This is a genomic window from Reyranella sp. (genome assembly GCF_030651995.1).
In the GTDB taxonomy this organism is placed as follows: Bacteria; Pseudomonadota; Alphaproteobacteria; order Reyranellales; family Reyranellaceae; genus Reyranella.
This window is the reverse complement of record NZ_JAUSBN010000075.1, coordinates 67,612-91,438: the sequence shown is the minus strand read 5'-3', so window position 1 is coordinate 91,438 and position 23,827 is coordinate 67,612. Positions and strand designations below refer to the sequence as shown.

Sequence of the window (23,827 nt, the reverse complement as noted above, 5' to 3'; positions counted from 1 at the left end):
TTGATCTCCTATCCGCGATAGTAAGTGTGTTTGACGAAGGGCATGGGCACGATCTCGGCCGGCACGGGCTTGCCGCGCACCATGAGATCGACCTTGGTTCCGTTGGCTGACTGGCTGCGCTCGACGTAGCCCATGGCGATGGCGCGCCCCAGGGTGGGCGAGAAGCCGCCCGACGTGACGATGCCGACGGTCTTGCCGTCGATCACGATCTCCGCGCCCTCGCGCGCGATCGCCTTGCCTTCGGGCAGCAGGCCGACCCGCTTGCGCGTCGAGCCCTCGGCGATCTGCTTCTGGACGACCGCGGCGCCGGGGAACCCGCCCTGCACGCGCCGCTCCTTGCCGATGCTCCACAGCAGCACCGCTTCGACGGGCGTGGTGGTCGTATCGATGTCGTGGCCGTAGAGGCAGAGCCCGGCCTCGAGCCTAAGCGAGTCGCGGGCGCCGAGCCCGATCGGCTTGACCTCGGGATGGCCGAGCAGCGTGCGCGCGATGGCGTCGGTCTGCTCGGCCGGAGTCGAGATCTCATAGCCGTCGCCGCCGGTGTAGCCCGAGCGCGTGACGTAGCAGCGCGCGCCGTCGATCACGACATAGGCGCCGGTCATGAACTTCATGGTCGCGACCTGCGGCACCAGGCGCGACAGCACCGCCGACGCCTGCGGCCCCTGCAGCGCCAGAAGCCCGCGCGAAAACATCGGCTCGACCTCGCAGGTTTCCGACAGGTGCTTCTGCATGTGCGCCAGGTCGGCGTCCTTGCAGGCCGCATTGACGACCACCAGCAGATGATCGCCCGCGTTGGTCACCATCAGATCGTCGAGGATGCCGCCGGCGTCGTTGGTGAACTGGGTGTAGCGCTGCTGGCCCGGCTGCAGGCCGGCGATGTCGCCCGGCACCAGGGTCTCCATCGCCTTCGCCGCGTTCTGGCCAGGCTTGGCGGTGAGCCGCACCTGGCCCATGTGCGAGACGTCGAACAGGCCGCAGGCGGTGCGGGTGTGGTTGTGCTCGACCAGGATGCCGGTCGGATACTGGACCGGCATCTCGTAGCCGGCGAACGGCACCAGGCGCGCGCCCAGCTCGCGATGAAGATCATAAAGCGGCGTGCGCTTCAGGGGGCCGGCGGTGGGTTCAGTCAAAAGAGTCTCCGTCGAAGTCGCGTTGAACGCGACCGGAGTCGCGCCTTCACGACGCAAGGACTGCGCCGTTCGCGACCCCCTCTGTCCGGAGACCTGAAAGATTCGCCGGGGGCCTCCGAAGAGGGCCGGCTTACTTCGTCGGTGGGCGTGCGCCGAATGGGGCGCCCGCCGCTTTCCAGAGACCCATCCTCCTGCGGTCCGTTTGCCTGAGAGTTTCCGGGGCCGGTTGCTCCTTCGGCGCCATCCTCGCGGATGGGCTCTCCCACAGGGATCGTCTGGGTGTGCGACCATAGGCAGGGCCCTGTTCGGCGTCCACGCACAAAGCCGCCCACCCTGCTGAAATCGCGGGAAAACAGAACATGCCACTTGAAATTGAGTGATCGCTCACATAATTTGTGAGCGATCACTCACTTATGGAGGTTGGCATGTTCATCCGCCGGTCGTTCGACGAATTCTCCGAGCTTCACACCGACTCAGCAACCCAAGACGCGCGACCCGACTGGGTGATCGACTGGCGCTGGCTGTCGACGGAAAACGAGAGTCCCTCTTTTCCGAGTGAGCGCTCCCTCATAGGATGCGGGGCATGGGCAAAGCCGAAGAGACGAAAGCCCGCGTAGAGCGCGCGGCCCTTACCCTGTTCGTGGCGCGCGGCGTCGCGGAGACCACGACCCGCGAAATCGCCATGGCGGCGTCGATCGCCGAAGGCACGATCTACCGCTACTTCCCGAGCAAGGAGCAGCTCGCCCTCGACATCTTCCTCGGCCATCACCGCGCGCTCGCCGAGGCGCTGGCGGAGGCGCATCGCCCCGTCATGGGCCTGCGGGAAAAGATCGAGGCCATCGTCCGCTGCTACTGCGAATGGGCGGACCGGGACTGGTCCCTGTTCGCCTACCACCTGCTCACCCAGCACCTGTTCCTGGCGCTGGTCCCCGACGGCACGCCCAACCCGGTCGACGTGGTGCGCGAGATCATCGTGAGCGCCATGACGGCCGGCGAGATCCCGCAGCGGGACCCCGATCTCGCCGCGGCCTCCGCCATCGGCACCGTGATGCAGCCCGCGACCTACAAGGTCTACGGCCGCTTCGAAGGCCCCCTGTCAGATCACGTGAGGTTCTTTGCCGATGCGGCGTGGGCGGTGCTGACAGTGCGGGAGGCGTGACCACGCTGTCGCCAATTGGTAAATTGGAATCATGGACGCCAACCAAGTCGGCATTCTCGATCGCATGATCGCCCGGATCGTGGAGACGATGAATCCGGAGGCGATTTACCTGTTCGGCAGCCGTGCTCGCGGCGACGCCCGCCCCGACAGCGACTACGACCTTCTCGTGATCGTGTCGGATGACGCTCCCCTGAGTTCGCGTTCCCTGGAGGCAACAACTCGTGTCGCCCGGGATCCGGGCATTCCGCTCGATATCGTTCCCTGTCGTCGCAGCGTGTTCGAACGCAAACGTGATCGCGTTGGCACTTTAAGCTACAGCGCAACGCGCCAAGGCCGACTCGTCTATGGCCATTGAAGAGGTCGCAGGCTGGCTCGTGGTCGTCGATGACGACCTGAAACAGGTCGTCAACAATCTCCATGGCCCGATGCCCTCTCTGAGCGGCGCCGCCTACCATTGCCAGCAAGCAGCGGAAAAGCTGGTCAAAGCTTTGCTTGTGCAGGCGGGTCTGGCCTTCCCCAAGACGCACGACATAGCCGCTCTCGTGGGATTGTTGCCGGACAGTCATCGTCTCAAGAAGGCTCTGAACAGCCTCACCAAGCTCACGCCTTACGGCGTGGCCTATCGATATCCCGCGGAAGACGAATGGGACGTTCCCAGTACCGAGACGATCGAAGCCTGGAGAAGCGAGATCGAGGCCCTTCGGCAAAGTTTTAACGCACCGCTCCGCTAAACGAGCGAACGACAGCCGTCAGCGATCGCTACGCACGACATCGGCGCCACAGTCCGCGAGCTTCTCGGTCATGCGCTCGTAGCCACGGTCGAGATGGGCCACGCCGCCGAGGATGGTTTCTCCGGCCGCCCCCAGACCCGCGATCACGAGCGCGGCGGCAGCCCGGATGTCGGTGCAGGTGACCTCGGCGCCGCTCAAGCGCGGCACGCCTCGCACCATCGCCGTACGGCCATGCACGGCGATATCGGCGCCCATCCGACCGAGCTCGCCGACATGGCGGAAGCGCTGCTCGAAAATGGTCTCGGTGACGGCGCTGGCGCCCTTCGCCGTCGCCAGAAGCGCCATGACAGGTGCCTGCAGGTCGGTGGCGAACCCCGGATGAGGCCGAGTCTCGATGTCGATGCCAATGAGGCCGCCGGGTGCGCGGCGCGCGATCAGTCCGCCCTCGACCTCGCGCAGATCCACCCCCGCCGACTGCAATGCCGGCAAGGCCGCCCCCAGCAGGTCGAGCCTGCCGCCGCGCAACATGAGCTCGCCATCGGTGACCGCCGCCGCGCAGGCGAGTGTGCCCAGTTCGATCCGGTCGGGGATCACGTCATGTACGGCGCCGACCAGCGGCAGGCCGCCTTCGATCACGAGCGTATGGCTGCCCAGGCCTGAAATCCGCGCACCCATGCCGACGAGGCACGCCGCCATATTGGCGATTTCCGGTTCGCGCGCGGCATTGCGGACGGTGGTCGTCCCATTCGCCAGCACGGCGGCCAGCATCAGATTTTCCGTGGCGCCCACCGACGGCTGGGGCAACAGGATGTCCGCCCCTAAGAGGCCGGCCGGCGCGGAGGCGTGGATGACACCGGCCGCGACTTCGATGCGGGCGCCCATCGCGCGAAGACCGGAGAGATGGAAATCGACGGCGCGCAACCCGATGTCGTCGCCGCCCGGCAACGGCAGGCATGCCTCGCCACAGCGCGCGAGGAGCGCCCCGAGCAGCAGAACCGAGGCGCGCATGCGGCCCACGAGGTCACCATCGATGGCGCGGGGATCAATCCGGCTTGCACAAATCGTGACCGACAGTCTGGCATCGGTCGTCGACCAGTGCAGCTCCGCGCCCAGCCGGCGCAGGAGTGCCGCCAGCACAGCGACGTCGAGGGTGGCCGGAACGTTGCGCAAGGTCACGAGATGCGGCGTCAGCAGGGCACTGACCATCAGCGGCAGAACCGCATTCTTCGCGCCGCAAAGCGCGTAAGTGCCACGAAGCGGCCGGCCGCCGCGGATCCGAACCGACTGGCCGCCCGCCGGCCGCCACCACGGCACCGCGAGCTGGAAGTCCCCCGCCGCCTCAAGGCCCATCGCCGCGTCAGGCTTCCTTCGCCAGCGCCGTGAAGGCTTCGGCGAAGGCTTCGCGCGGGCCGCCGATGCCGGTCTCGTTGAAGATGTCGGCGGTGAGCGACTTCACGGCATTCTCGTCGATGCGCACGCCGTTGTTCTCGAGGAAGCCGCGCGCGGCCTTCACGGCCTCGTCCATCGCGCCGCCGCGCTTGTAGAGCTGGTAGTAGTCGGGATGGCCGCCGCGGCCCAGCGCCTCGGCCAGCACGTCGGTGAAGTTCACGACCTTCAGCGACGGATAGATCGCCTCGGCGCCGGAAAGCGAGCGATGGCAAGAATGGTACATGGTGACGATCGTGTCGGCGCCGGCCTCGACTGCGTCCCTGACCAAGTCGCGATGGATCGCCTGCTCGCGCGCCTTGAACTTCGCGGCCTGGCCGCCGCAGGCATAGGAGAAGCCGGAATCCTGTGGCAGCTCGACCAGTTCGAGGTTGGGCACGGCGCGCAGCAGGTTGCGGATGCTCTCGACCGTGGCGCCGATGCCCTGATGCTCGTGGATCACGACGCGGCGCTTCGGCTGGTCCGCCGTGAAGCGCGCCTTGAGCGCAGCGAGATTGGCGGCAAGGAACTCGCTCACGTGCCCCATGTCGAACGCCGGTTCCTCGACGTCCTTCTCCAGCTCGTCGAAATTCTTGGTGCAGGTCGGGCACCAGGTCAGCACCTTCGAGGCGCCGGACTGGCCGAAGCGCTGGAAGGTGCGATGGCCCATGCGCTCGTAAGTGGGAAGGTCGGCTTCCTGGAACTGGTAGACACCGCAGCAATGGGCGGTGCCGCCGACCACGTCGAAGTCGAGCTCCAGCGCGTCCAGGATGTCCATGACGTTCAGCACGATGTGCGGCGTGCGCAGCACGTTGCAGCCCGTATAAAACAGCACGTCGGCGGTGCGCCGCTCGGCCGGCGCCAGGATCTGCTTCAGCGTCTCCGAGGGAAGCTGCATGCTCGCCAGCAGGCGCACGGCCTGCGCCATGTGGCGGAAGCGGCTGGCGGCATTGGCCGCCCCCTCCTGGACCGGCCGCACCGCCTGCAGCGATTTCATCTTGGCGATGGTGACCCACTGGCGGACGTTGATGCCCTCGGGACAGGCGGCACTGCATTGCGCACTGCCGTCACAGGCACCGAGCCACTTGTCGAGCAGCGGCGCCGCGCCGCCGCCCTGGCGCGTCAGGGCGACGAGTTCGCCGACCCGTTGCACGGCCTCAGCCGCATCGAGGCCGCTCTCGCGGGCCGTCGGACAGGCCTCGAAACACTTGCCGCAGGTCGTACAGCGATCGGCCGCCGCGGCGGCCAATGCTTCCAGCCTGTCGGCATAGGCGCTCATCAGCGCTGGCCCTGCCGCCGGTTGTAGTCGAGCTCTTCCATCGTCGGTTTGAGTCCGACGGCGATGCGATAGCTGCCGAGCTCGGAAATCTGGTTGAACGGCAGGGTGAGGTTGAGCTCTTCCTGCGACTGGCCGCGCGGGTTGGCGCTCGAGAGTTTGAAATCGGCGGTGAAATCCTGGCCCTGGACGACCTGACCCGAACTGCCGAGAACGCGCACGAAGTACGGCACCCGCGTCTGACCGGGGATGACCGAGGGGCCGGCGCTGACAGCGACGCGCATGATCAGGGTCACGTCCATTCGATTGCGCCGCAGCGTGCAGGTCGCGCCGACGCCGGCCAATGCCGCTTCATATTCGACATCGCGCGGATCGCGGCCCGGCCCCTCCCTGAAATGCGTCAACCGCCCCGCGTCCTGGACCGTGAAGGGCGCCGGACAGTAGGCCGTCGCGGAGTCCTCGGACTTGCCGCCACAGGCGGAGAGAAGAAGCGCCAGCGCGACCGGCGCGGCGCAGAGATACGATTTGAGGGTCATGCCAGGGTCTTGTGTGAGCCGTCGCAAAGCGGTTTCTTGGAGGAGTGCTTGCAGTCGCAGAGCCAGTAGTCGCCGGCCTTCTCGACCGAGTACTTCATCGGGGCGAGGCCGGTGCCCTTGTGGCTGCCGTCGCAGAAGGGCTGGGACTTGCTCAGGCCGCAGGCGCACCACCAATAGTCCTTGCCCGCCTCGAGAGCCACCTTCGATGGCGCCTTGGCCGCGACAACCGGTTCGGTCATGTTGCTTTCCCCGTTGCGGCGGCTTTGTTACGGTGCCGCGCCAGATCCGTACTGCACGGACTCTAGGCAATGGTCCGCAGGCCCGCAAGCGAACGGGTCGGCATCGCGTCGAACGAAATTGATGATTGCCCCGAAGAAGCCGCTCACGATCCTGCTCGCCAGCCCGCGCGGCTTCTGCGCCGGCGTCGACCGTGCCATCCAGATCGTCGAACGTGCGCTGGAGCGTTACGGCCGGCCGGTCTATGTCCGGCACGAGATCGTGCACAATCGCTTCGTGGTCGAAAACCTCGAGGCGCAGGGCGCGATCTTCGTCGACGAACTCGACGAAGTACCCGACGACCGGCCCGTGGTCTTTTCCGCGCATGGCGTGCCGAAATCGGTGCCGGCCGAGGCGGCCCGCCGCAACCTGCTCTATGTCGACGCGACCTGCCCGCTGGTCTCGAAGGTCCATCGCGAGGCCGAGCGCCACGCCCAGTCGGGCCGCACCGTCATCCTGATCGGCCATGCGGGCCACCCCGAGGTGATCGGCACGATGGGACAGCTGCCGCCCGGCAAGGTGGTGCTGGTCGAGGACGCGGCCCAGGCCGAGACGCTGGTCGTCGCCGATCCGGAAAATCTCGCCTATGCCACCCAGACGACCCTGTCGGTCGACGACACGAACGGCATCGTTTCCGCGCTGCGCCGCCGGTTCCCGTCGATCCAGGGGCCGAAGATGGAAGACATCTGCTACGCCACGACCAACCGCCAGGCCGCGGTCAAGGCGATCGCCCAGCGCTGCGATGCGATGGTGGTGATCGGCGCGCCCAACTCCTCGAACTCGATGCGGCTGGTCGAAGTCGCCGCCAACTACGGCTGCGCCCGGTCGCGCCTGGTTCAGCGCGCCGCCGACATGGACTGGGACTGGCTGGGAGACTCCCACCGCCTCGGGATCACCGCCGGCGCCTCGGCGCCCGAGCTGCTGGTCGACGAGCTGATCGAGGCCTGCCGCGCCCGCTACGACGTCACCGTCGAGGAAGTGCGCACGACCGAGGAAAGCGTCGTGTTCAAGCTGCCGCGCGCGCTGGTGGCCTGACGTGGCGGTCTATACGGAAGTCGGCGACACCGAGCTCGAAGCATTTCTGGCCGAATACGATATCGGCCAGGCCGATTCCTTCAAGGGAATCGCCGAAGGCGTCGAGAACTCGAATTTCCTGCTCACGACGACCAGGGGCCAGTTCATCGTCACGCTCTACGAGAAGCGCGTCGATCCCAGGGACCTGCCCTTCTTCCTCGGCCTGATGGACCATCTCGCCGCGCGCGGCATTACCTGCCCGCAGCCGATCCACGGCCGCGACGGCAACGCGCTGCGCACACTGGCCGGCAAGCCGGCGGCGATCACGAGTTTCCTTCATGGCATGTGGCCCCGACGCACCACGGTCGCGCATTGCGCGCCGGTCGGCGAGGCGCTGGCCGCCCTGCACCTCGCCGGCCAGGACTTCGCGCTCCGGCGGCCCAACGCCCTGTCGGTGGCGGGCTGGCGTCCGCTCTGGGAAGGCTGCCGTCGCGAGATCGATGCGCCGCTCGACCGCGAGCTCGGCGCCGAGATCGAGTTCTTCGAAGAGAACTGGCCGCGCGCCCTGCCGGCCGGCGTGATTCATGCCGACCTGTTCAACGACAACGTCTTCTTCCTGCAGGACAAGCTCTCGGGGCTGATCGACTTCTACTTCGCCTGCAACGACCTGCTGGCCTACGACGTCGCAATCTGTCTCAACGCCTGGTGCTTCGAGATCGACAACTCCTTCAACGCCACCAAGGCCCGCGCGTTGCTGCAGGGTTACGAGCGCGTGCGCCGGCTGGGCGACGACGAGAAGCAGGCCCTTCCCCTGCTGGCGCGCGGCGCGGCCCTGCGCTTCCTGCTGACCCGGCTCTACGACTGGGTGCACACGCCGCCCAACGCGCTGGTGAAGCGCAAGGACCCGCAGGAATACCTCGCCAAGCTGCGCTTCCACCGCGGCGTCACGTCTCTCTCGGACTATGGTTTGTAAGAGGGGGATTGTGAGCGAGACGCCGAAAGTAGAGATCTTCACCGATGGCGCGTGCAGCGGGAACCCCGGCCCGGGCGGCTGGGGCACGATCCTGCGCATGGGCGACAAGGAACGCGAACTGTCCGGCGGCGACCGCGCGACCACCAACAACCGCATGGAACTGATGGCGGCGATCCAGGGGCTCGAAGCGTTGAAGCGGCCCTGCCAGGTCCGCCTCTTCACCGACAGCGTCTATGTGAAGGACGGCGTCACCAAGTGGATCCACGGCTGGAAGAAGAACGGCTGGAAGACGTCCGACAAGAAGCCGGTGAAGAACGTCGAACTCTGGCAGCGCCTCGATGCCGCCCGTGCCGTCCATCACGTCGAGTGGCACTGGGTGAAGGGCCATAGCGGCCATCCCGAGAACGAACGCGCCGATGCGCTGGCCAGGGGGGCCATCGCGACCATCAGGACGCAGCGCTGAGCGGGTTTTCGAGTCCCGATCGAATCACCGACACCAACCTCATGCTGAGGAGCGCTCCCATGGAGCGCGTCTCGAAGCATGGGAACGAGCACCACGCCAGCTGCCCATCCTTCGAGACGCATCGCTTCGCGATGCTCCTCAGGATGAGGGGGTGGGGTGAACCGTCAGGCGCCAACCCTTTGTAAAAGCAGGATTTTCAGAGACGCGATGGCAAGTGACTCGAAACCGGCCCTTTCCAAATCACTTGATTCGTTAATTTCGTTTGTTTCGTTTATCCGCCGGGGATTCCGGCCTTTTTCAACGACTTGCCGAACGATCACGTACGCTTCGGTTGCGGCGGGACGGGCTTCTTCTCGCCCGGCTTGTCGATCACCAGATCGAAGCCCTCGCGCTTGCCGTCGCAGGGATTGTCGCCCTCGGCCAGGCGCCAGGCCTGCGACTTGCCCGAGCGGCGGAAGGTGAGCAGGCCCGCCACCTTGCAGGGCGTGCCCTTTTCGACCGTGGCGACCCGGAAGGCGACCTCGCCGCGAACCTGGACGACGCCCGCCGCGATCCGCTCGACGACGCCGTCGATCGAAACCCAGTCGCCCTCGGTGCCCGGCGCGACGCTGTCGAGGCGCCCCTTCACGGTCCAGAGATTGCCCTGGCGGGTCACCGTCACTTCGCCGGGCTTGGCGCCCTTGATCTTGGAATGGCGGCCCCAGGTGATCTTGCGCGCGTCCGCGAACAGCTGCGCCTCGGCGTCGGAATCGATGACCGTGCGTTCGACCTTGGGGGGTGCCGGCGGGAGCGGGGAAGAAAGATCGGCCGGGGACGCGCCGCGCTCGGTCACCGGCGCCCGCTCCGGAGGCGGCGCCGGATAATAGGAAGCCGGCGGCTGCGGCGCGGCGGCGGGCTGCGCGACGGCCGGCGCGGCAAGGATCAGCGCACCGAGGAGGGTGATCGACGAGAGGGCTTTGTTCATTTGTCTGTATTTTACCTGACCGGCTGTCGCGAGGCTATCGCTTCCCGCCGGCGGGCGGCGCCTGAGCGGGCGCGGCCGGGGCTCCGCCGGCAAGTCCTGCCTCGGCACGGCGGGCCGCCGGCGATCCCGGTGGGACCAGCTTCAGCACGCGGTTGAAGTCGGCGTTGGCGGCGTCACGCGACCCACGGGCGAGATGGATGAAGCCGCGCTCGAGCAGCGCCTCGGAATGGTCCGGCGCGATCGACAAAGCGCGATTGACGTCGACCAGCGCGCGGCCGGGATCGCGGGCGTTGCGCCAGGCCGCGGCGCGCAGCACCAGCACCTCGAAATCGTCCTGGCGCAGGCGGATGGCCTGGTCGAAGTCCGAGATGGCGCGCGGCCAGGATTGCATGGCGGCGTAGGAGAGCCCGCGATCGATCCAGAGGTCGGGATCGTTGGTCTTCAGTTCCAGTGCCCGGCTCTGTGCAGCGGCGGCCTTCTCGGCGGCGCCGGCCTCCATCCAGGCCTGTCCGGCCTGGGCGTACAGTTCGGCGCGCAGCCCCGGCCGGTCCTGGCCCAAGTCGCGGGCGATGGCCTCGAACTGGGCCGCGGCCTGGGCATGCTTGCCCGACTGGAACATGGCGACGGCGACGCAGTGGCGGGCGCCCATGCCCCCGCCTTCGGTGATCCATTTCTCGGCCGCCGGGAGGGCCTTCAGCGGCTCCATCCGCGCAAGCTGCATGCACTGGGTATATCGGCGGACGTGATCCGGGCGCGTTTCCAGCGAGGGCGGTCCCGGCAGGGACTGGACGGGGGCCGGGATCACGGGAATGGGTTGCGCGAGCGACGGCGACGCGGCGAGAAGGCCGAGAAGTGGCCACAGCGACTTTGCTTTGAACAACATGGTTGAAAAGAACCGCGCGGAGGCGTTCCTGACAAGATGACAAGACGACTTTTCATTTTCGGCCTGGGCTTCAGCGGCCTTGAAATCGCCAGGCTTGCGACGGCGCAAGGCTGGACGGTGGCGGGCACCTGCACCAGCGAAGAGAAAGCACGCAGACTGCGCGAAGCTGGCATCGAGACTCACCGGTTCGATGGCTCGACGGCTCTCTCCGCGGAAGCCTTCGGTGAGCCCACGCACGTCCTCTGCACGATCGCGCCGGGCGAGTCCGGCGACCCGGCGCTGCGCATCTGCCGACCGCTGCTCGGCCGGGCGCGCTGGCTGGGCTACCTCTCGACCACCGGCGTCTATGGCGATCACGCGGGAGGCTGGGTCGACGAAACGACACCTGCCCTTCCGACGCAGCCGCGCAGCCGGCAGCGGCTCGCCGCCGAACAGGGCTGGGGCGAGCTTGCCTCCGCGACCGGCGCGTCCCTCCATATCCTGCGGCTGCCGGGCATCTACGGTCCCGGCCGCAGCCCCCTCGACCGCGTGAAGGCCGGCATGGCCCAGCGCATCGACAAACCCGGCCAGTTCTTCTCGCGAATCCATGTCGAGGATATCGCCGCCAGTGCGATGAAGACCACGGCGCGCGAGGGCGGAGCGGAGGTCTGGAACGTGGCCGACGATCTGCCGGCCTCGAATGCCGACGTCATCGCCTATGCCTGCGAGCTGCTGGGACAACCGGTGCCGCCAGCCATTCCCTGGGAGCAAGCCGCGCCCACGATGTCGCCGATGGCCCGCTCCTTCTATTCGGAGAACCGCCGGGTCCGGAACGACAAGCTGAAGCGCGAGCTCGGCATCGCGCTGCGCTATCCGACCTATCGCGAGGGCCTGACGGCAATCGCGGCGGCGACCAACCAGAGTCGTTCCGTCTCAACTTGACCCATTCGCCTCATCCTGAGGAGCGCCGCGCAGCGGCGCGTCTCGAAGGATGGGCAACGGACGCGGTGCGCGTGCCCACCCCAGCGCGGAGGTTACTCCGCGCGACGAGACGCTCACTGCGTTCGCTCCTCAGGGTGAGGTCGGCGTGGGGATGCTCAGCTCGATTCAATCTTGCGCTCCGGTCGAGACGACGGGGGTTTTTCAATCCACCAGCTCCTCGACCGTCGCGATGAGGCGCGCGATGTCGGCTTGGGTGCTGAGGCGATGGTCGCCACCCTTGATGAAGGTGGTGATGACCTCCGGCGCCTCGAGATGCTTGGCGATCTGCAGCGAGTATTCCCACGGCACGTCGGGATCGCTCTGGCCATGCAGCAGTCGCACCGGACAGGGCAGCGCCAGCGGCTTGTCGAGCAGCAGGTGGTTGCGGCCTTCCTCGATCAGCTTCCAGGTGAAGACCGAGGGCTCGGGCGAATATTGCGACGGACGTTCGAGCCGGCCGTCGCGCTCCAGGGTCGCGCGATCCTCGGGCGAAAGGCCCTTCAGCAGCATGCGCTCGGTGAAGTCGGGCGCGGCGGCGATCAGCACGAGACCGGCGAGCCGTTCGCGCCGTGCGCGCGCCGCCAGCAGCGACAGCCAGCCACCCATGCTGGAGCCGACCAGCACGAGCTTGCCCGTGGTCAGCCGGTCGATCGCGGCGAGCGAATCGTCCAGCCAGCGTCCGATCGTGCCGTCCTCGAAGCGGCCCGACGACTGGCCGTGGCCGAGATAGTCGAAGCGCAGGAAGGCACGGCCCGTCTTCCCGGCCCAGGCTTCGAGCGCCACCGCCTTGGTGCCGGTCATGTCGGACCGGAAGCCGCCGAGGAAGACGACCGTCGGCCCATGCCCTTCCGTGACCGCATAGGCGATGGTGTTGCCGTCGTCGCGCTGCAGTCGCTCGACTCTACCCACGTTGATCCTCCCGTGTTACCTGCTGCCTCCCTTCAATCCTGTAGCCAAAAGCCACGCCCGTGTCCGCGCCCACCCTGCTTCAGATCGTTCCGACCCTGGCCGGTGGCGGCCTGGCCCGCGCCACGCTCGAGGCGGCGCAGGCGGTCATCGCGGCGGGCGGCTCGGCGATCGTGGCCTCCCCCGGCGGCAGCATGGTCCCCGACCTGCTGAGGCTGCGCGCGAGCCATATCGAAATTCCGGCCGCGTCTCATCCTTTGTGGGGACGGTTGACCCTGCCCGGCAAGCTCGCTTCGGGTCTGCGCGACGCCAAGGTCGACGTCATCCAGGCGCGCTCGCCCGCTTCGGGTTGGGTCGCTCGCGCGCTCGCACGACGGCTCGGCGTCAAGTGGATCGCGACCCTGCACCGGCCGTTCCTCGCCACCGATGTTGCCGGACGCTTCGTCGAGGCGCGTCAAACGCGCGCCGATGCGGTGATCGCCGTCTCGCAGCATGTCGCGCGCGATGCGCTGGAACGTTTCCCAGCTCTGCAGGACCGGCTGGAAGTCATCACCCCCGGCATCAACTTCGATCGCTTCGATCCGGCGATCGTGCGCGCCGACCGGCTGATCCGACTGGCCGGCGAGCTGCGCGTGCCCGACGGCAGCCATCTCGTTCTGTGTCCCGGTCGCTTCGGCGAGGACAATGGACAGAAGATCCTGGTCGAGGCGATCCGGCGACTGGAACGGGACGACGTGTTCTGCCTCCTGCTCGGCTCGACGGGGGCCGCGACGCCTTTCGAGAAGGAGCTCGAACGCGCGATCGAAGCCGCGCAACTCAACGGCCGCGTCCAGATCGGCCCCTATGTCGACGACATGCCGGCCGCCTACATGCTGGCCGATGTCGTCGTGTCGACCGGCGGCGCGCGCCAGGGCTTCAGCCGTGCCCTCGTCGAAGCCCAGGCGATGGGACGACCGGTCGTTGCCGAGGACGGCGGCGGTGCCGCCGAGACGATCCGACCCGACGGCGTCACCGGCTGGCTGGCCCCGGCCGGCGATCCGGCGGCGCTGGCCGAAGCCCTGCAGGCTGCCTTGTCTCTGTCGGTCGAGCGGCGGGCGGAACTGGCGCGGACGGCGCAGGAGCATGTGCGCAGCAACTACAGCCTGGCGCAGTCCAACCAGCAGCTCCTGGCCCTCTACCACCGTTTGACTGACCGCTGACCTTGACTCAGCGTTGCCCGGCAACTATCTCCGGGCTCATGGAATGCCGGTTTTTCACCGCTCCTGCCGTTATCACCACCGTCCGAACTTGAATCGGCCGGGCGCGCGCACTCGTGCGGCTTCCCGGCCTGCCGCTGCCGACCTGCTCAAGTCGGCGGATGGATTGCGTTCGGAATTTCGTTAGCTGGTGAATTCAATGATCAATGTTTCCTTGCCGGACGGCTCGGTCCGGTCCTTCGACAATCCCGTCAGCGGCGCCGAGATCGCCGCGTCGATCGGGCCCGGCCTCGCCAAGGCGGCCCTCGCCCTGCGTGTCGACGGCAAGATGGTCGACCTCGCGCACGTGGTCGATCGGGACGCGAAGATCGGCATCGTGACGTCGCGCGACCCCGATGCGCTGGAGCTGCTGCGCCACGACGCGGCGCATGTGCTGGCGCAGGCGGTGCAGGAGCTCTTCCCCGGCACGCAGATCACGTTCGGCCCCTCGACGGAGGATGGTTTCTACTACGACTTCGTCCGCGACCAGCCGTTCTCGCCCGAGGACTTCGCGAAGATCGAACAGCGCATGGCCGAGATCGTCGACCGCGATCTGCCGATCGAGCGCTCGGTGTGGGATCGTGCACAGATCAAGGATTACTTCAGCCAGCACGGTGAGAAGTTCAAGGCCGAGTGGGCCGACGAGCTGCCGAAGGACGAGGAGATCTCGGTCTACAGGCAGGGCGACTGGCTCGACATGTGCCTGGGTCCGCACCTGCCCTCGACGGGCAAGCTCGGCAAGGCGTTCAAGCTGACGAAGGTGTCGGGCGCCTACTGGCGCGGCGACAGGAACAACGCCCAGCTCCAGCGCATCTACGGAACGGTCTTCTTCTCCGACAAGGACCTGAAGGCCTACCTGCACCGCATCGAGGAGGCCGAGAAGCGCGACCATCGCCGCCTCGGCCGCGAGATGGGCCTCTTCCACCAGCAGGAAGAAGCCGCGGGCATGGTGTTCTGGCACCCCAAGGGCTGGACGTTCTGGCGCACGCTCGAGAGCTACATACGCCGCAGGCTCGATGCGGGCGGCTACCAGGAAGTGAAGACGCCGCAGCTGGTCGATCGCAAGCTGTGGGAGGCCTCGGGCCACTGGGAGAAGTTCCGCGAGAACATGTATCTCAGCGAGAACGAAGAAGGCCTGCGCGAGTTCCTGGCCGACGACGACAAGCGCATCTTCGCGTTGAAGCCGATGAACTGCCCCTGCCACGTGCAGATCTTCAACCAGGGGCTTCGCAGCTATCGCGAGCTGCCGCTGCGCATGGCCGAATTCGGTTCGTGCCATCGCTTCGAGCCGTCCGGCGCGCTGCATGGCATCATGCGCGTGCGCAACTTCACGCAGGACGACGCCCACATCTTCTGCAGCGAGGAGCAGATCGAGAGCGAGACGATCCGCTTCTGCGAGCTGCTGGGCTCGATCTACAGGGACCTGGGCTTCCCGGAGTATTTCGTGAAGTTCTCGGACCGTCCGCCGGTTCGCGCCGGGTCCGACGCGGTGTGGGACCAGGCCGAGGGGGCCCTCAAGGCAGCATCCAAGGCGGCCGGGCTCGAGCTCATCCTCAACCCCGGCGAGGGCGCGTTCTACGGGCCCAAGCTGGAGTTCGTGCTGCGCGACGCGATCGGCCGCGACTGGCAGTGCGGCACGCTGCAGGTCGATTTCGTCCTGCCCGAGCGCCTGGACGCGAGCTACGTGGCCGAGGACGGATCGCGCCGGCGCCCCGTCATGCTGCACCGCGCCATATTCGGCAGCTTCGAACGGATCATCGGAATCCTGATCGAGAACTATGCCGGCCGCTTCCCGCTCTGGCTGGCGCCGACACAAGCGGTGGTGGTCACGATCGTGAACGACGCCGATGGCTATGCCGAGGAGGTCGCGGCCGCCCTGCGCGCCGCGGGCATGCGGGTCGACACCGACCTGCGCAACGAGAAGATCAACTACAAGGTCCGCGAGCATTCGCTGGCCCACGTGCCGTTGATCCTCGCGGTCGGCCGGCGCGACATGGAAGCCCGCACGGTGGCGATCCGCCGCCTGGGCTCGGAAAAGCAGGAGGTCCTTGAACTCGGGGCCGCCGTCACTACACTTTCAAATGAGGCCCGGCCGCCCTTCTAGGGCGGTCCGGTTTCGATGCCCGCCCCTGAATCGGGGCTTTGACAGAGGAGAAGGAAGCCATAGCAAGACCTGCCCAACAGACTGCGCCCACCCGCGAGGGTCCGCGCGTCAACAACGAGATCCGCGCGGCGCAAGTCCGACTGATCGACGAGAACGGCGAGATGGTCGGCGTCGTCAGCACCCGCGAGGCCATCGAGATGGCCGAAGAGGCAAGCCTCGACCTGATCGAGATCTCGCCCAATGCCGTACCGCCGGTCGCCAAGATTTCCGACTACGGCAAGTACAAGTACGAGGCCCAGAAGAAGGCCCATGAGGCGCGCAAGCACCAGAAGGTCATCGAGGTCAAAGAGATCAAGATGCGCCCGAACATCGACGATCATGACTACGAAGTGAAGATGCGGGCCATGAAGCGGTTCATTGAGGAAGGCGACAAGGTGAAGGTCACCCTGCGTTTCCGCGGCCGCGAGATGGTGCATGCCAACCTCGGCATGGAGGTGTTGAACCGCGTGCGCGGCGAGATGGACGAGCACACCAAGATCGAGTCGATGCCGCGCATGGAAGGCCGGCAGATGATCATGGTGCTGGCGCCCAAGTAAGCACTGAGTAAGCGCCAAGTAAGCGTTCGTATCGGCGCCGAACAGGCGGCCCCTACTTGTTCAGGGGCCGCTGCCGCAGCGTCACCGTTCCATCGGTACGCTGTTCGTCGGGGTTGAAGCGCCCCGCGGCCACCGTGTTGTCCGGCCAGCTCACGCTGTAGACGGTTTCTCCGGCAAACGACATCGGCCCCTCGCCCTTCGCGGACTGCCAGTAGTCGCATCGCGCCCCATCGCCGGGCTCGATCTGCTGCGCGAGGCAGAACTGGTGCAGCACGTAGGGGATGAAGCGGGCGCGGCCGCCTTCGGGCGCGGTGGCGACGTTCAGGCCGAACGAGGACGGCTGCCGGTTGCAGCGCTCGCGGACCATGATCCCGGAAGCCCCCGGCGTCCGCATCTGCAGCCCTTCGAGTTCGGCGCGCAAGGCCTCCAGGGCATGGACGCGGGCGGCATCGGCGAAGTTGGCGGCAACCAGCGCGGCCTCGTAGTGGCCAATCGCTTCTGCGACCTGGGCTTCGGGATAGCCTGACCGCGCAAGGTCGCGCGACCATGAGAGGGTTTCGAGCGCCCGCACGACCATCTCGCCGGTGAGGCCCGAGCTTTCGCCCCACTCGCCCAGCACGTTGGCCGGGGTCCAGCAGTATTTCGAGAGATTGTAGCCGCCGGCCTCGACCGGCAGCGCTCGCGTCTTCAGCACGCCGATCGATTGCGCGACCACGGTTTTCATCAGCAGATACTGCACGCCGGGAGTGTCACGCACCTTCTCGGAACTGGAGAGCCCGGTCATCGGCGTCGCCGCGGCTTGCGCATTGGCCGGCGGCTGTAAGACGGGCGGCCCCTGCAGCTGGGCCTGAGCCGGCACCGCCGCCAGGACCGCCAGGAGAGCAAACGCTGCAGTCTTCATTGTTCCGGGATCCCTCGTGGGGGCGGAGAATGCTAGCCTTCACCCGTGAGACAACGCATCAGGACTCTTCTCGTTGCGGCTGTGTTCGGCATGACCGCAGCTGCCCACGCGCAGGCGCCCCCACCCGGGCCTTCGCAGGGGCCCGCTCCCGCACAGGCACCGAACAGCGAGGCCGCGCGCCTCCTGTCCGACTTCCAGAATTTCGGGCCGCACCGCGCTTTCGTCGTATCGCCCGACGGACGGGCCAGCTGGTGGGCCGGCGCCAGCGGCCCGGACCCGGCGCCCGCCATAGCATCGGCCCTGAAGCGCTGCCTGGAGCGCACCAAGCAGGAGTGCAAACTCCACATCGTCAACAACTACACGGTGGCCGGACACGAGTGGCGCGAGCTGGTGCCGGCCCGTTCCGTCGGCGCAATCGATATCGGGCGGCTGCGGCCGCAGCCTTACTGGTCGATGCGCGGCCCGCAACTCGCCGCCGGACTGCTGGTCTGGAGCCACGGCTACATGGCCGGCCGGAACTCGACCGAGAGCGCTCCGCAGGCCTGGGTCGGCCAGTTCACGCGCCGGGGCTACGATCTCTACCGGTTCGATCGCGAGTGGATCACCGACTGGGCGAGCGACGCCACCGCTCTGGCCGACGCCGTCGCCAAAGCGAAGGCGATGGGTTACCGGCGCGTCATCCTCGCTGGTCAGTCGGCGGGCGCCTGGGTGTCGCTGGCGGCGCTGCAGCGTGGCGCCGCGGCCGACGGCGTCATTTCCATCGCCGCAGCCCATCACGGAACGGTCGAGAAGATGCGCGACCCGACACGCGCGCGCTCGGAGTGGCAGCGCGTGCTCGAAGGCATCAAGCGCGGGCCGCGCCTCGTCGTGGTGAACTTCGCGGGCGATGCCTATGACGTCGGCGGCCGCATGGACGACGCCCGCTCGATCTTCGCCAAGAGCGGCGTGGACGCCGACATCATCGACGCACCCGAGGGCTTCAACGGCCACAACGCCGCCGACTCAACCTTCTCCCGCAAGTTCGGCGCCTGCTTCACCGCCTTCATCGAGACAGGGAAGAAGCAGGCGCCCTGTTAGTCTGGGCATGAGATCAAAGGCCCCTCAGACGGCCCCTGCTAAGGCATATACGAGCCACCGTTGACGTGGAGCACCTGCCCCGTCGTGGCATCCGAATCGTCGGAGGCGAGGAAGACGGCGGTGCGGGCGATCTGCTCGGGCGACAGCAGCTTGCCTCCCAGCGGGATGTTGGCGCGCGCCATCTCGACGAGTTCGGCGTCGGTGTTGCCGTAGCGCGGCTGGGCGGTGTCCGTCGTGCCGGGGGCGACCGCGTTGACGCGGATGCCGTGCGGCGCCAGTTCGAGGGCCATCGCCCGCGTCATCGAGACCACGCCGCCCTTGCTGGCGCAGTAGTGGACGCCGCGCACGGCGCCGCGGATCGCCTGCGAGGACAGGTTGATGATCGAGCCGCCCGTCCGTCCGGCGGCGATCAACGCCCTGGCGACGGCGATGGTGGCGAAGCAGCCGGCCTTCAGGTTGATGTCCATGAGGTAGTCCCAGTCGCTCTCCTGCATCTCGAGCAGGGGCACCCGGGGATAGACGCCGGCATTGTTCACCAGGATGTCGGGAGGCCCCAGCACCTGCACCGTTTCGGCGACCATCGCCTCGATCTCGGCCACCTTCGAGACGTCGGTTCTCAACAGATGGGCCTTCCGGCCGGCCTGGGCGATGTCGCGCGCCACCGCCTCGGCGCCGGGCCGGTCGTCGAGCCAGCTCACGGCCACGTCGGCCCCCGCGCCCGCCAGCGCCCGTGCGATCGCCGCCCCGATGCCCTGCTGGGCACCCGTCACCAATGCCACCTTGCCTGCCAGTTTCATGCGAAAATCCCCGTCAAATGGCCCTTCGGCCCCGTTCCGGCATGCTTGCACGTATCGGGCCGCATCTGTATAAGCCCCGTTCCTTCAAGCGGCTTGGCCAATAAGGGCATTGCCTCGGCTGCTTCGTAAGGACTTTCCGGTCGTCTGTTCACACAGGGGATCGGGACCGGCGCGCAAGCGCTAACCCTTTGAAAAGGAACAAAAATGCCCAAGATGAAGACCAAAAGCGCGGCCAAGAAGCGTTTTCGCTTCACCGCGTCCGGCAAGGCAAAGCATGGGGTCGTGGGCAAGCGCCACGGCATGAGCAAGCGGGGCAACCGCTTCCTCCGTCAGGCGACCGGTATGGCGATCGTGTCCGATCCGGATACCCGCATCCTCAAGCGCAACTTCTTCCCGTACGAGAGGTAGACCATGGCACGCGTAAAGCGGGGCGTGGCTGCACACGCTCGTCACAAGAAGGTCCTGAAGCTCGCCAAGGGCTATCGCGGCCGCTCCAATGCGGCGTTCCGCGTCGCCATCGAGAAGGTCGAAAAGGGCCTTCAGTACGCCTATCGCGATCGCCGCAACAAGAAGCGCGCGTTCCGGGGCCTCTGGATCCAGCGCATCAACGCTGCGACCCGCGAGCATGGCATGACCTATTCGCAGTTCATGAACGGCATCCTCAAGGCCGGGATCGAGATGGACCGCAAGGTCATGGCCGATCTCGCGACCCGGGAGCCGGCAGCGTTCAAGGCTTTGGTCGACCAGGCCCAGGCCGCCCTCAAGTAGTCTTCCGCGCGTCACGCGCGGCTGGCAGACATCGCAAAGAGGGAGCCTGGACCACAGGCTCCCTTTTTTCGTGTTCGGTTTCGAGAGTGGGAAAGATGGACGATCTTTCGACGATTCGCAGCGAGGCGCTCGACGCCGTCCAGGCCGCCGCCGATCTCGGCGCGCTGGAAGCCGCCCGCGTGGCGGCGCTCGGCAAGAAGGGCAGCGTCACCGGCCTGATGAAGACGCTGGGCGGGCTCGCGCCCGAGCAGCGCAAGGAATTCGGCGCGCGGGTGAACCAGCTCAAGGGTGAGATCGAGGCCGCGCTCGAGGCGCGCAAGGGCTCGCTCAGCGCCTCGGCCCTCGAAGCCCGGCTGGTCGCCGAGAAGATCGACGTCACCCTGCCGGCGCGGCCCGAGGGACAGGGCACGCTGCACCCGATCGGCCAGGTGATGGACGAGATCGGCGCGATCTTCGGCGAGATGGGATTCACCTGGGCCGACGGTCCCGACATCGAGGACGACTGGCACAACTTCACCGCCCTCAACATCCCGCCCGACCACCCCGCGCGCCAGATGCAGGACACGTTCTACCTGCCGCCGCGGGCCGACGGCACGCCGATGGTGCTGCGCACGCACACCTCGCCGGTGCAGGCGCGCACCATGCTGAGCAAGGACGTGCAGAAGCGCCTAGCCGACGGCGGCTCGCTGCGCATCATCGTGCCGGGCCGCACCTACCGCATCGACAGCGACGCCACCCACACGCCGATGTTCCACCAGGTCGAGGGCCTGGTGATCGACCGCACGACCCACATGGGCCATCTCAAGGGCTGCCTGGTCGATTTCTGCCGCGCCTTCTTCGAGGTCGACGACCTGCCGCTGCGCTTCCGCCCCTCCTACTTCCCCTTCACCGAGCCGTCGGCCGAGGTCGACATCGGCTGCTCGTGGAAGGACGGCGAACTGAAGATCGGCGCGGGCGATTCGTGGCTGGAAATCCTGGGCTCGGGCATGGTGCATCCCAACGTCATCGCCAATTGCGGCCTCGATCCCGCCGTCTACCAGGGCTTCGCCTTCGGCATGGGCATCGATCGCATCGCCATGCTGAAATACGGCATTCCCGACCTGCGGGCCTTCTTCGACGCCGACCTGCGCTGGCTGCGCCACTACGGCTTCTCGGCCCTGGAGAGTCCCTCGCTCACCGGAGGGCTCGGACGATGAAATTCACCCTGTCCTGGCTCAAGGAGCATCTCGAGACCGACGCCACGCTGGTCCAGGTGCGCGACACGCTCACCATGCTCGGCCTCGAGGTCGAGAGCCTGACCGATCCCGCCGAGTCCCTGAAGGGCTTCGTCGTGGGATACGTGGTCGAGGCGGTGCAGCATCCCAACGCCGACCGGCTGCGGGTCTGCAAGGTCGACACCGGCAGCGGCACGACCGTCCAGGTCGTGTGCGGCGCGCCCAACGCGCGCACCGGCATGAAGGGCATCTTCGCCCCGACCGGCAGCTACGTCCCCGGCACCGGCATCACGCTGAAGGCGAGCAAGATCCGCGGCGAGGAGAGCAACGGCATGCTCTGCTCCTCGCGCGAGCTGCAGCTCGGCGACGATCATAGCGGCATCATCGACCTGCCGGCCGAAGCGGTGACCGGCCAGTCCGCCGCCGAGGCGCTCGGCCTCGGCGATGCGGTGATCGAGATCAAGGTGACGCCCAACCGTGGCGATTGCCTGGGCGTGCACGGCATCGCCCGCGATCTCGCGGCGGCCGGCCTCGGCACCCTGAAGCCGGTCAAGGCCGACAAGATCGCCGGCAGCTATGCCAGCCCGATCAAGTGGACGCACGACTATGTGCCCGCGCCGGACAGTCCCTGCCCGATCGTGGTCGGCCGTCATTTCCGCGGCGTGAAGAACGGCCCCTCGCCCGACTGGCTGCAGCGCCGGCTGAAGGCGATCGGCCTGCGCCCGATCTCGGCCCTGGTCGACATCACCAATCTCGTGACCTTCGACCTCAACCGGCCGCTGCACGTGTTCGACGCAGCCAAGCTCTCCGGCGACCTCGTCATGCGCCAGGCGCGCGACGACGAGCAGATCCTGGCGCTCGACGGCAAGACCTACACGCTCGACCCGGCGGTCTCGGTGATCGCCGATGCCAAGGGCGTGCACGGGATCGGCGGCATCATGGGCGGCGAGGAGACCGGCGTGCAGGAAGGCACGACGGAAGTGTTCCTCGAAGCCGCCTACTTCCAGCCGATCGGCATCGCCGCCTCGGGCCGCAAGCTCGGCATCCTGTCGGACGCGCGCTACCGCAACGAGCGCGGCATCGATCCGGAATCCTGCTGGTGGGGAGCCGAGGTCGCGACGCGACTGATCCTCGACCTGTGCGGCGGCGAGTGCAGCGAGCTGGTGTCGAGCGGCGTCATGCCGACGTGGCAGCGCAACTACACGCTGCGCACCGATCGCGTGCAGACGCTGACCGGCATCGAGGTCGCTTCTGCCGACACGGTGTCCATCCTCAGCAAGCTGGGCTTCGGCGTCGAGGGCAGCGGCCCGTGGACTGCTTCCGTGCCGTCGTGGCGTCCCGACATCGTGGGCGAGGCCGACCTCGTCGAGGAAGTGACGCGGGTGTTCGGCTTCGACAGGATCCCGACCACCTCGCTGCCGCCGGCGTCGACCATGTCGCGGCCGGTGCGCGACCCGCTGCAGCGCCGCACGCCGCAGGCGCGCCGGGCGCTGGCCGCGCGCGGCATGAACGAGGCCGTGACCTGGTCCTTCCTGCCGCTGAAGAAGGCCGAGCGTTTCGGCGGCGGCGGTGCGGACGTGCGGCTGCTCAACTCGATCGACGCGACCCTCGACACGATGCGGCCCTCGATCCTGCCCAACCTGATCGATGCGGCGTCGCGCAACGAGGCGCGCGGCCTGTCCGATCCGGCGCTGTTCGAGGTCGGCCCGCAGTACAAGGATGCGACGCCGCAGGGCCAGCGCACCGTGGCCGCCGGCATCCGCCACAACATGGCGGTGCCGCGCAACTGGGCGGGACCCGCGCGCACCGTCGACGCCTTCGACGCCAAGGCCGATGCGCTGGCGGTGCTGGCCGCGGTCGGCGCGCCGGACACGCTGTCGTCCCAGGCGGGCGCGCCGAACTGGTATCATCCCGGCCGCTCGGGCGCGCTCAAGCTCGGCGACCGCGTGATGGCCTATTTCGGCGAGCTGCATCCCGAGATCGTCGCGGCCGCCGACCTCAAGGGCCCGGTCGCCGCCTTCGAGGTGTTCCTCGACGCGCCGCCGCTGCCCAAGGCGAAAGCCACCAAGGCGCGGTCGAAGCTCGTCCTGTCGGCCTTCCAGCCGCTGGAGCGCGACTTCGCCTTCCTGGTCGATGCGGGCGTCGAGGCGGAAAAGCTGGTGCGCGCCGCGCGCAACGCCGACAAGGTGATGATCACCGCCGCCCGCGTCTTCGACCTCTACGCCGGCAAGGGCGTGCCGGAGGGCAAGAAGTCGCTGGCCATCGCCGTCACCCTGCAACCGGTCGAGCGTACCCTGACCGATGCGGAGATCGAGGCGGTTTCCGATAAGATCGTGGCGGCCGTCGCCAAGGCGACGGGTGCCGTGCTGCGTGGATAGGACAAGAATGGTGTCATCCCGAGCGCAGCGAGGGACCTTTAAGCGGCGCCGCCAAGGGTCC

The 23,827-nt window shown here is 67.5% G+C and carries 25 protein-coding genes and 2 riboswitches; of the genes, 15 read left to right on the top strand and 10 right to left on the bottom strand.

The window, feature by feature from the left end:
* Positions 1 to 8 precede the first annotated feature (8 nt).
* Complete coding sequence (gene gcvT / locus Q7V45_RS24035; protein ID WP_304856857.1) at positions 9 to 1,130, bottom strand: glycine cleavage system aminomethyltransferase GcvT; 1,122 nt, start codon at positions 1,128 to 1,130, stop codon at positions 9 to 11.
* Between the two features lie 79 nt (positions 1,131 to 1,209).
* Positions 1,210 to 1,311: riboswitch (glycine riboswitch) on the bottom strand.
* Positions 1,312 to 1,314: 3 nt separating this feature from the next.
* Positions 1,315 to 1,405: riboswitch (glycine riboswitch) on the bottom strand.
* A gap of 308 nt (positions 1,406 to 1,713) precedes the next feature.
* Here gcvT and Q7V45_RS24030 point away from each other — a divergent pair.
* Genes Q7V45_RS24030 through Q7V45_RS24020 form a run of 3 tightly spaced genes read left to right on the top strand, consistent with a single transcriptional unit; the run spans position 1,714 to position 3,020 of the window.
* Positions 1,714 to 2,289, top strand: a complete 576-nt coding sequence (locus tag Q7V45_RS24030) for a TetR/AcrR family transcriptional regulator (RefSeq protein ID WP_304856856.1) — start codon at positions 1,714 to 1,716, stop codon at positions 2,287 to 2,289.
* A gap of 31 nt (positions 2,290 to 2,320) precedes the next feature.
* Entirely contained in the window at positions 2,321 to 2,644 is a 324-nt protein-coding gene (locus Q7V45_RS24025) for a nucleotidyltransferase domain-containing protein (protein ID WP_304856855.1), read from the top strand.
* Positions 2,634 to 3,020, top strand: coding sequence for a HEPN domain-containing protein (locus tag Q7V45_RS24020; RefSeq protein WP_304856854.1), 387 nt, complete (start codon positions 2,634 to 2,636; stop codon positions 3,018 to 3,020). Before Q7V45_RS24025 ends, Q7V45_RS24020 begins: the two co-directional genes overlap by 11 nt.
* An 18-nt stretch (positions 3,021 to 3,038) precedes the next feature.
* Here the strand turns inward: Q7V45_RS24020 and murA are convergent, their stop codons facing one another.
* The 4 genes from murA to Q7V45_RS24000 are packed head-to-tail and all read right to left on the bottom strand — an operon-like array spanning position 3,039 to position 6,496.
* Positions 3,039 to 4,370 (bottom strand): UDP-N-acetylglucosamine 1-carboxyvinyltransferase, encoded by a 1,332-nt coding sequence (gene murA / locus Q7V45_RS24015; protein WP_304856853.1) that lies wholly within the window; start codon positions 4,368 to 4,370, stop codon positions 3,039 to 3,041.
* A gap of 7 nt (positions 4,371 to 4,377) precedes the next feature.
* On the bottom strand, positions 4,378 to 5,724 hold the full coding sequence (locus Q7V45_RS24010) for a (Fe-S)-binding protein (protein WP_304856852.1): 1,347 nt from the start codon (positions 5,722 to 5,724) through the stop codon (positions 4,378 to 4,380).
* Positions 5,724 to 6,257, bottom strand: a complete 534-nt coding sequence (locus tag Q7V45_RS24005; protein ID WP_304856851.1) for a hypothetical protein — start codon at positions 6,255 to 6,257, stop codon at positions 5,724 to 5,726. The genes Q7V45_RS24010 and Q7V45_RS24005 overlap by 1 nt, the downstream gene beginning before the upstream one ends.
* Positions 6,254 to 6,496 carry a CDGSH iron-sulfur domain-containing protein gene (locus tag Q7V45_RS24000; protein ID WP_304856850.1) on the bottom strand — a complete coding sequence of 81 codons (243 nt, stop codon included), beginning with the start codon at positions 6,494 to 6,496 and terminating at the stop codon, positions 6,254 to 6,256. The genes Q7V45_RS24005 and Q7V45_RS24000 overlap by 4 nt, the downstream gene beginning before the upstream one ends.
* Positions 6,497 to 6,617: 121 nt before the next feature.
* On the opposite strand from Q7V45_RS24000, the gene ispH reads away from it, so the two are divergent.
* The 3 genes from ispH to rnhA are packed head-to-tail and all read left to right on the top strand — an operon-like array spanning position 6,618 to position 8,983.
* Positions 6,618 to 7,568, top strand: a complete 951-nt coding sequence (gene ispH / locus Q7V45_RS23995; protein ID WP_304856849.1) for a 4-hydroxy-3-methylbut-2-enyl diphosphate reductase — start codon at positions 6,618 to 6,620, stop codon at positions 7,566 to 7,568.
* Between the two features lies 1 nt (position 7,569).
* Positions 7,570 to 8,520, top strand: coding sequence for a homoserine kinase (locus tag Q7V45_RS23990; RefSeq protein ID WP_304856848.1), 951 nt, complete (start codon positions 7,570 to 7,572; stop codon positions 8,518 to 8,520).
* Positions 8,521 to 8,530: 10 nt separating this feature from the next.
* A complete protein-coding gene (rnhA, locus tag Q7V45_RS23985) occupies positions 8,531 to 8,983 on the top strand; it encodes a ribonuclease HI (protein WP_304856847.1) in 453 nt (150 codons plus the stop codon).
* 316 nt (positions 8,984 to 9,299) lie between these two features.
* Here the strand turns inward: rnhA and Q7V45_RS23980 are convergent, their stop codons facing one another.
* Positions 9,300 to 9,947 (bottom strand): hypothetical protein, encoded by a 648-nt coding sequence (locus tag Q7V45_RS23980; protein WP_304856846.1) that lies wholly within the window; start codon positions 9,945 to 9,947, stop codon positions 9,300 to 9,302.
* Positions 9,948 to 9,981: 34 nt separating this feature from the next.
* On the bottom strand, positions 9,982 to 10,830 hold the full coding sequence (locus Q7V45_RS23975) for a tetratricopeptide repeat protein (RefSeq protein WP_304856845.1): 849 nt from the start codon (positions 10,828 to 10,830) through the stop codon (positions 9,982 to 9,984).
* Between the two features lie 36 nt (positions 10,831 to 10,866).
* On the opposite strand from Q7V45_RS23975, the gene Q7V45_RS23970 reads away from it, so the two are divergent.
* Positions 10,867 to 11,751, top strand: a complete 885-nt coding sequence (locus Q7V45_RS23970) for an SDR family oxidoreductase (protein ID WP_304856844.1) — start codon at positions 10,867 to 10,869, stop codon at positions 11,749 to 11,751.
* Positions 11,752 to 11,952: 201 nt separating this feature from the next.
* On the opposite strand, the gene Q7V45_RS23965 is transcribed toward Q7V45_RS23970, so the two are convergent.
* On the bottom strand, positions 11,953 to 12,699 hold the full coding sequence (locus Q7V45_RS23965; protein WP_304856843.1) for an alpha/beta fold hydrolase: 747 nt from the start codon (positions 12,697 to 12,699) through the stop codon (positions 11,953 to 11,955).
* A 59-nt stretch (positions 12,700 to 12,758) separates the two neighbouring features.
* On the opposite strand from Q7V45_RS23965, the gene Q7V45_RS23960 reads away from it, so the two are divergent.
* The 3 genes from Q7V45_RS23960 to infC all read left to right on the top strand — a co-directional run bounded on the left by Q7V45_RS23960 (position 12,759) and on the right by infC (position 16,631).
* A complete protein-coding gene (locus Q7V45_RS23960; protein WP_304856842.1) occupies positions 12,759 to 13,895 on the top strand; it encodes a glycosyltransferase in 1,137 nt (378 codons plus the stop codon).
* Between the two features lie 196 nt (positions 13,896 to 14,091).
* Complete coding sequence (gene thrS, locus Q7V45_RS23955) at positions 14,092 to 16,035, top strand: threonine--tRNA ligase (RefSeq protein ID WP_304856841.1); 1,944 nt, start codon at positions 14,092 to 14,094, stop codon at positions 16,033 to 16,035.
* A 59-nt stretch (positions 16,036 to 16,094) separates the two neighbouring features.
* Positions 16,095 to 16,631 carry a translation initiation factor IF-3 gene (gene infC, locus Q7V45_RS23950; protein ID WP_304856878.1) on the top strand — a complete coding sequence of 179 codons (537 nt, stop codon included), beginning with the start codon at positions 16,095 to 16,097 and terminating at the stop codon, positions 16,629 to 16,631.
* A gap of 52 nt (positions 16,632 to 16,683) precedes the next feature.
* Here infC and Q7V45_RS23945 read toward each other — a convergent pair whose 3' ends face one another.
* The gene (locus Q7V45_RS23945) at positions 16,684 to 17,532 is read right to left on the bottom strand and encodes a hypothetical protein (RefSeq protein ID WP_304856840.1); all 849 of its coding nucleotides are present in this window, start codon (positions 17,530 to 17,532) and stop codon (positions 16,684 to 16,686) included.
* A 90-nt stretch (positions 17,533 to 17,622) separates the two neighbouring features.
* Between Q7V45_RS23945 and Q7V45_RS23940 the strand changes: the two genes are divergently transcribed.
* Positions 17,623 to 18,609 carry an alpha/beta fold hydrolase gene (locus tag Q7V45_RS23940; protein ID WP_304856839.1) on the top strand — a complete coding sequence of 329 codons (987 nt, stop codon included), beginning with the start codon at positions 17,623 to 17,625 and terminating at the stop codon, positions 18,607 to 18,609.
* A 38-nt stretch (positions 18,610 to 18,647) separates the two neighbouring features.
* On the opposite strand, the gene Q7V45_RS23935 is transcribed toward Q7V45_RS23940, so the two are convergent.
* Complete coding sequence (locus Q7V45_RS23935; protein WP_304856838.1) at positions 18,648 to 19,406, bottom strand: SDR family NAD(P)-dependent oxidoreductase; 759 nt, start codon at positions 19,404 to 19,406, stop codon at positions 18,648 to 18,650.
* Positions 19,407 to 19,610: 204 nt separating this feature from the next.
* On the opposite strand from Q7V45_RS23935, the gene rpmI reads away from it, so the two are divergent.
* From rpmI to pheT, 4 genes are all read left to right on the top strand, one after another.
* Entirely contained in the window at positions 19,611 to 19,814 is a 204-nt protein-coding gene (gene rpmI, locus Q7V45_RS23930; RefSeq protein ID WP_304856837.1) for a 50S ribosomal protein L35, read from the top strand.
* A 3-nt stretch (positions 19,815 to 19,817) separates the two neighbouring features.
* Positions 19,818 to 20,174, top strand: coding sequence for a 50S ribosomal protein L20 (gene rplT / locus Q7V45_RS23925; protein ID WP_304856836.1), 357 nt, complete (start codon positions 19,818 to 19,820; stop codon positions 20,172 to 20,174).
* Positions 20,175 to 20,269: 95 nt separating this feature from the next.
* The gene (gene pheS, locus Q7V45_RS23920; protein WP_304856835.1) at positions 20,270 to 21,370 is read left to right on the top strand and encodes a phenylalanine--tRNA ligase subunit alpha; all 1,101 of its coding nucleotides are present in this window, start codon (positions 20,270 to 20,272) and stop codon (positions 21,368 to 21,370) included.
* Complete coding sequence (gene pheT / locus Q7V45_RS23915; RefSeq protein WP_304856834.1) at positions 21,367 to 23,766, top strand: phenylalanine--tRNA ligase subunit beta; 2,400 nt, start codon at positions 21,367 to 21,369, stop codon at positions 23,764 to 23,766. The genes pheS and pheT overlap by 4 nt, the downstream gene beginning before the upstream one ends.
* Positions 23,767 to 23,827: the final 61 nt, after the last annotated feature.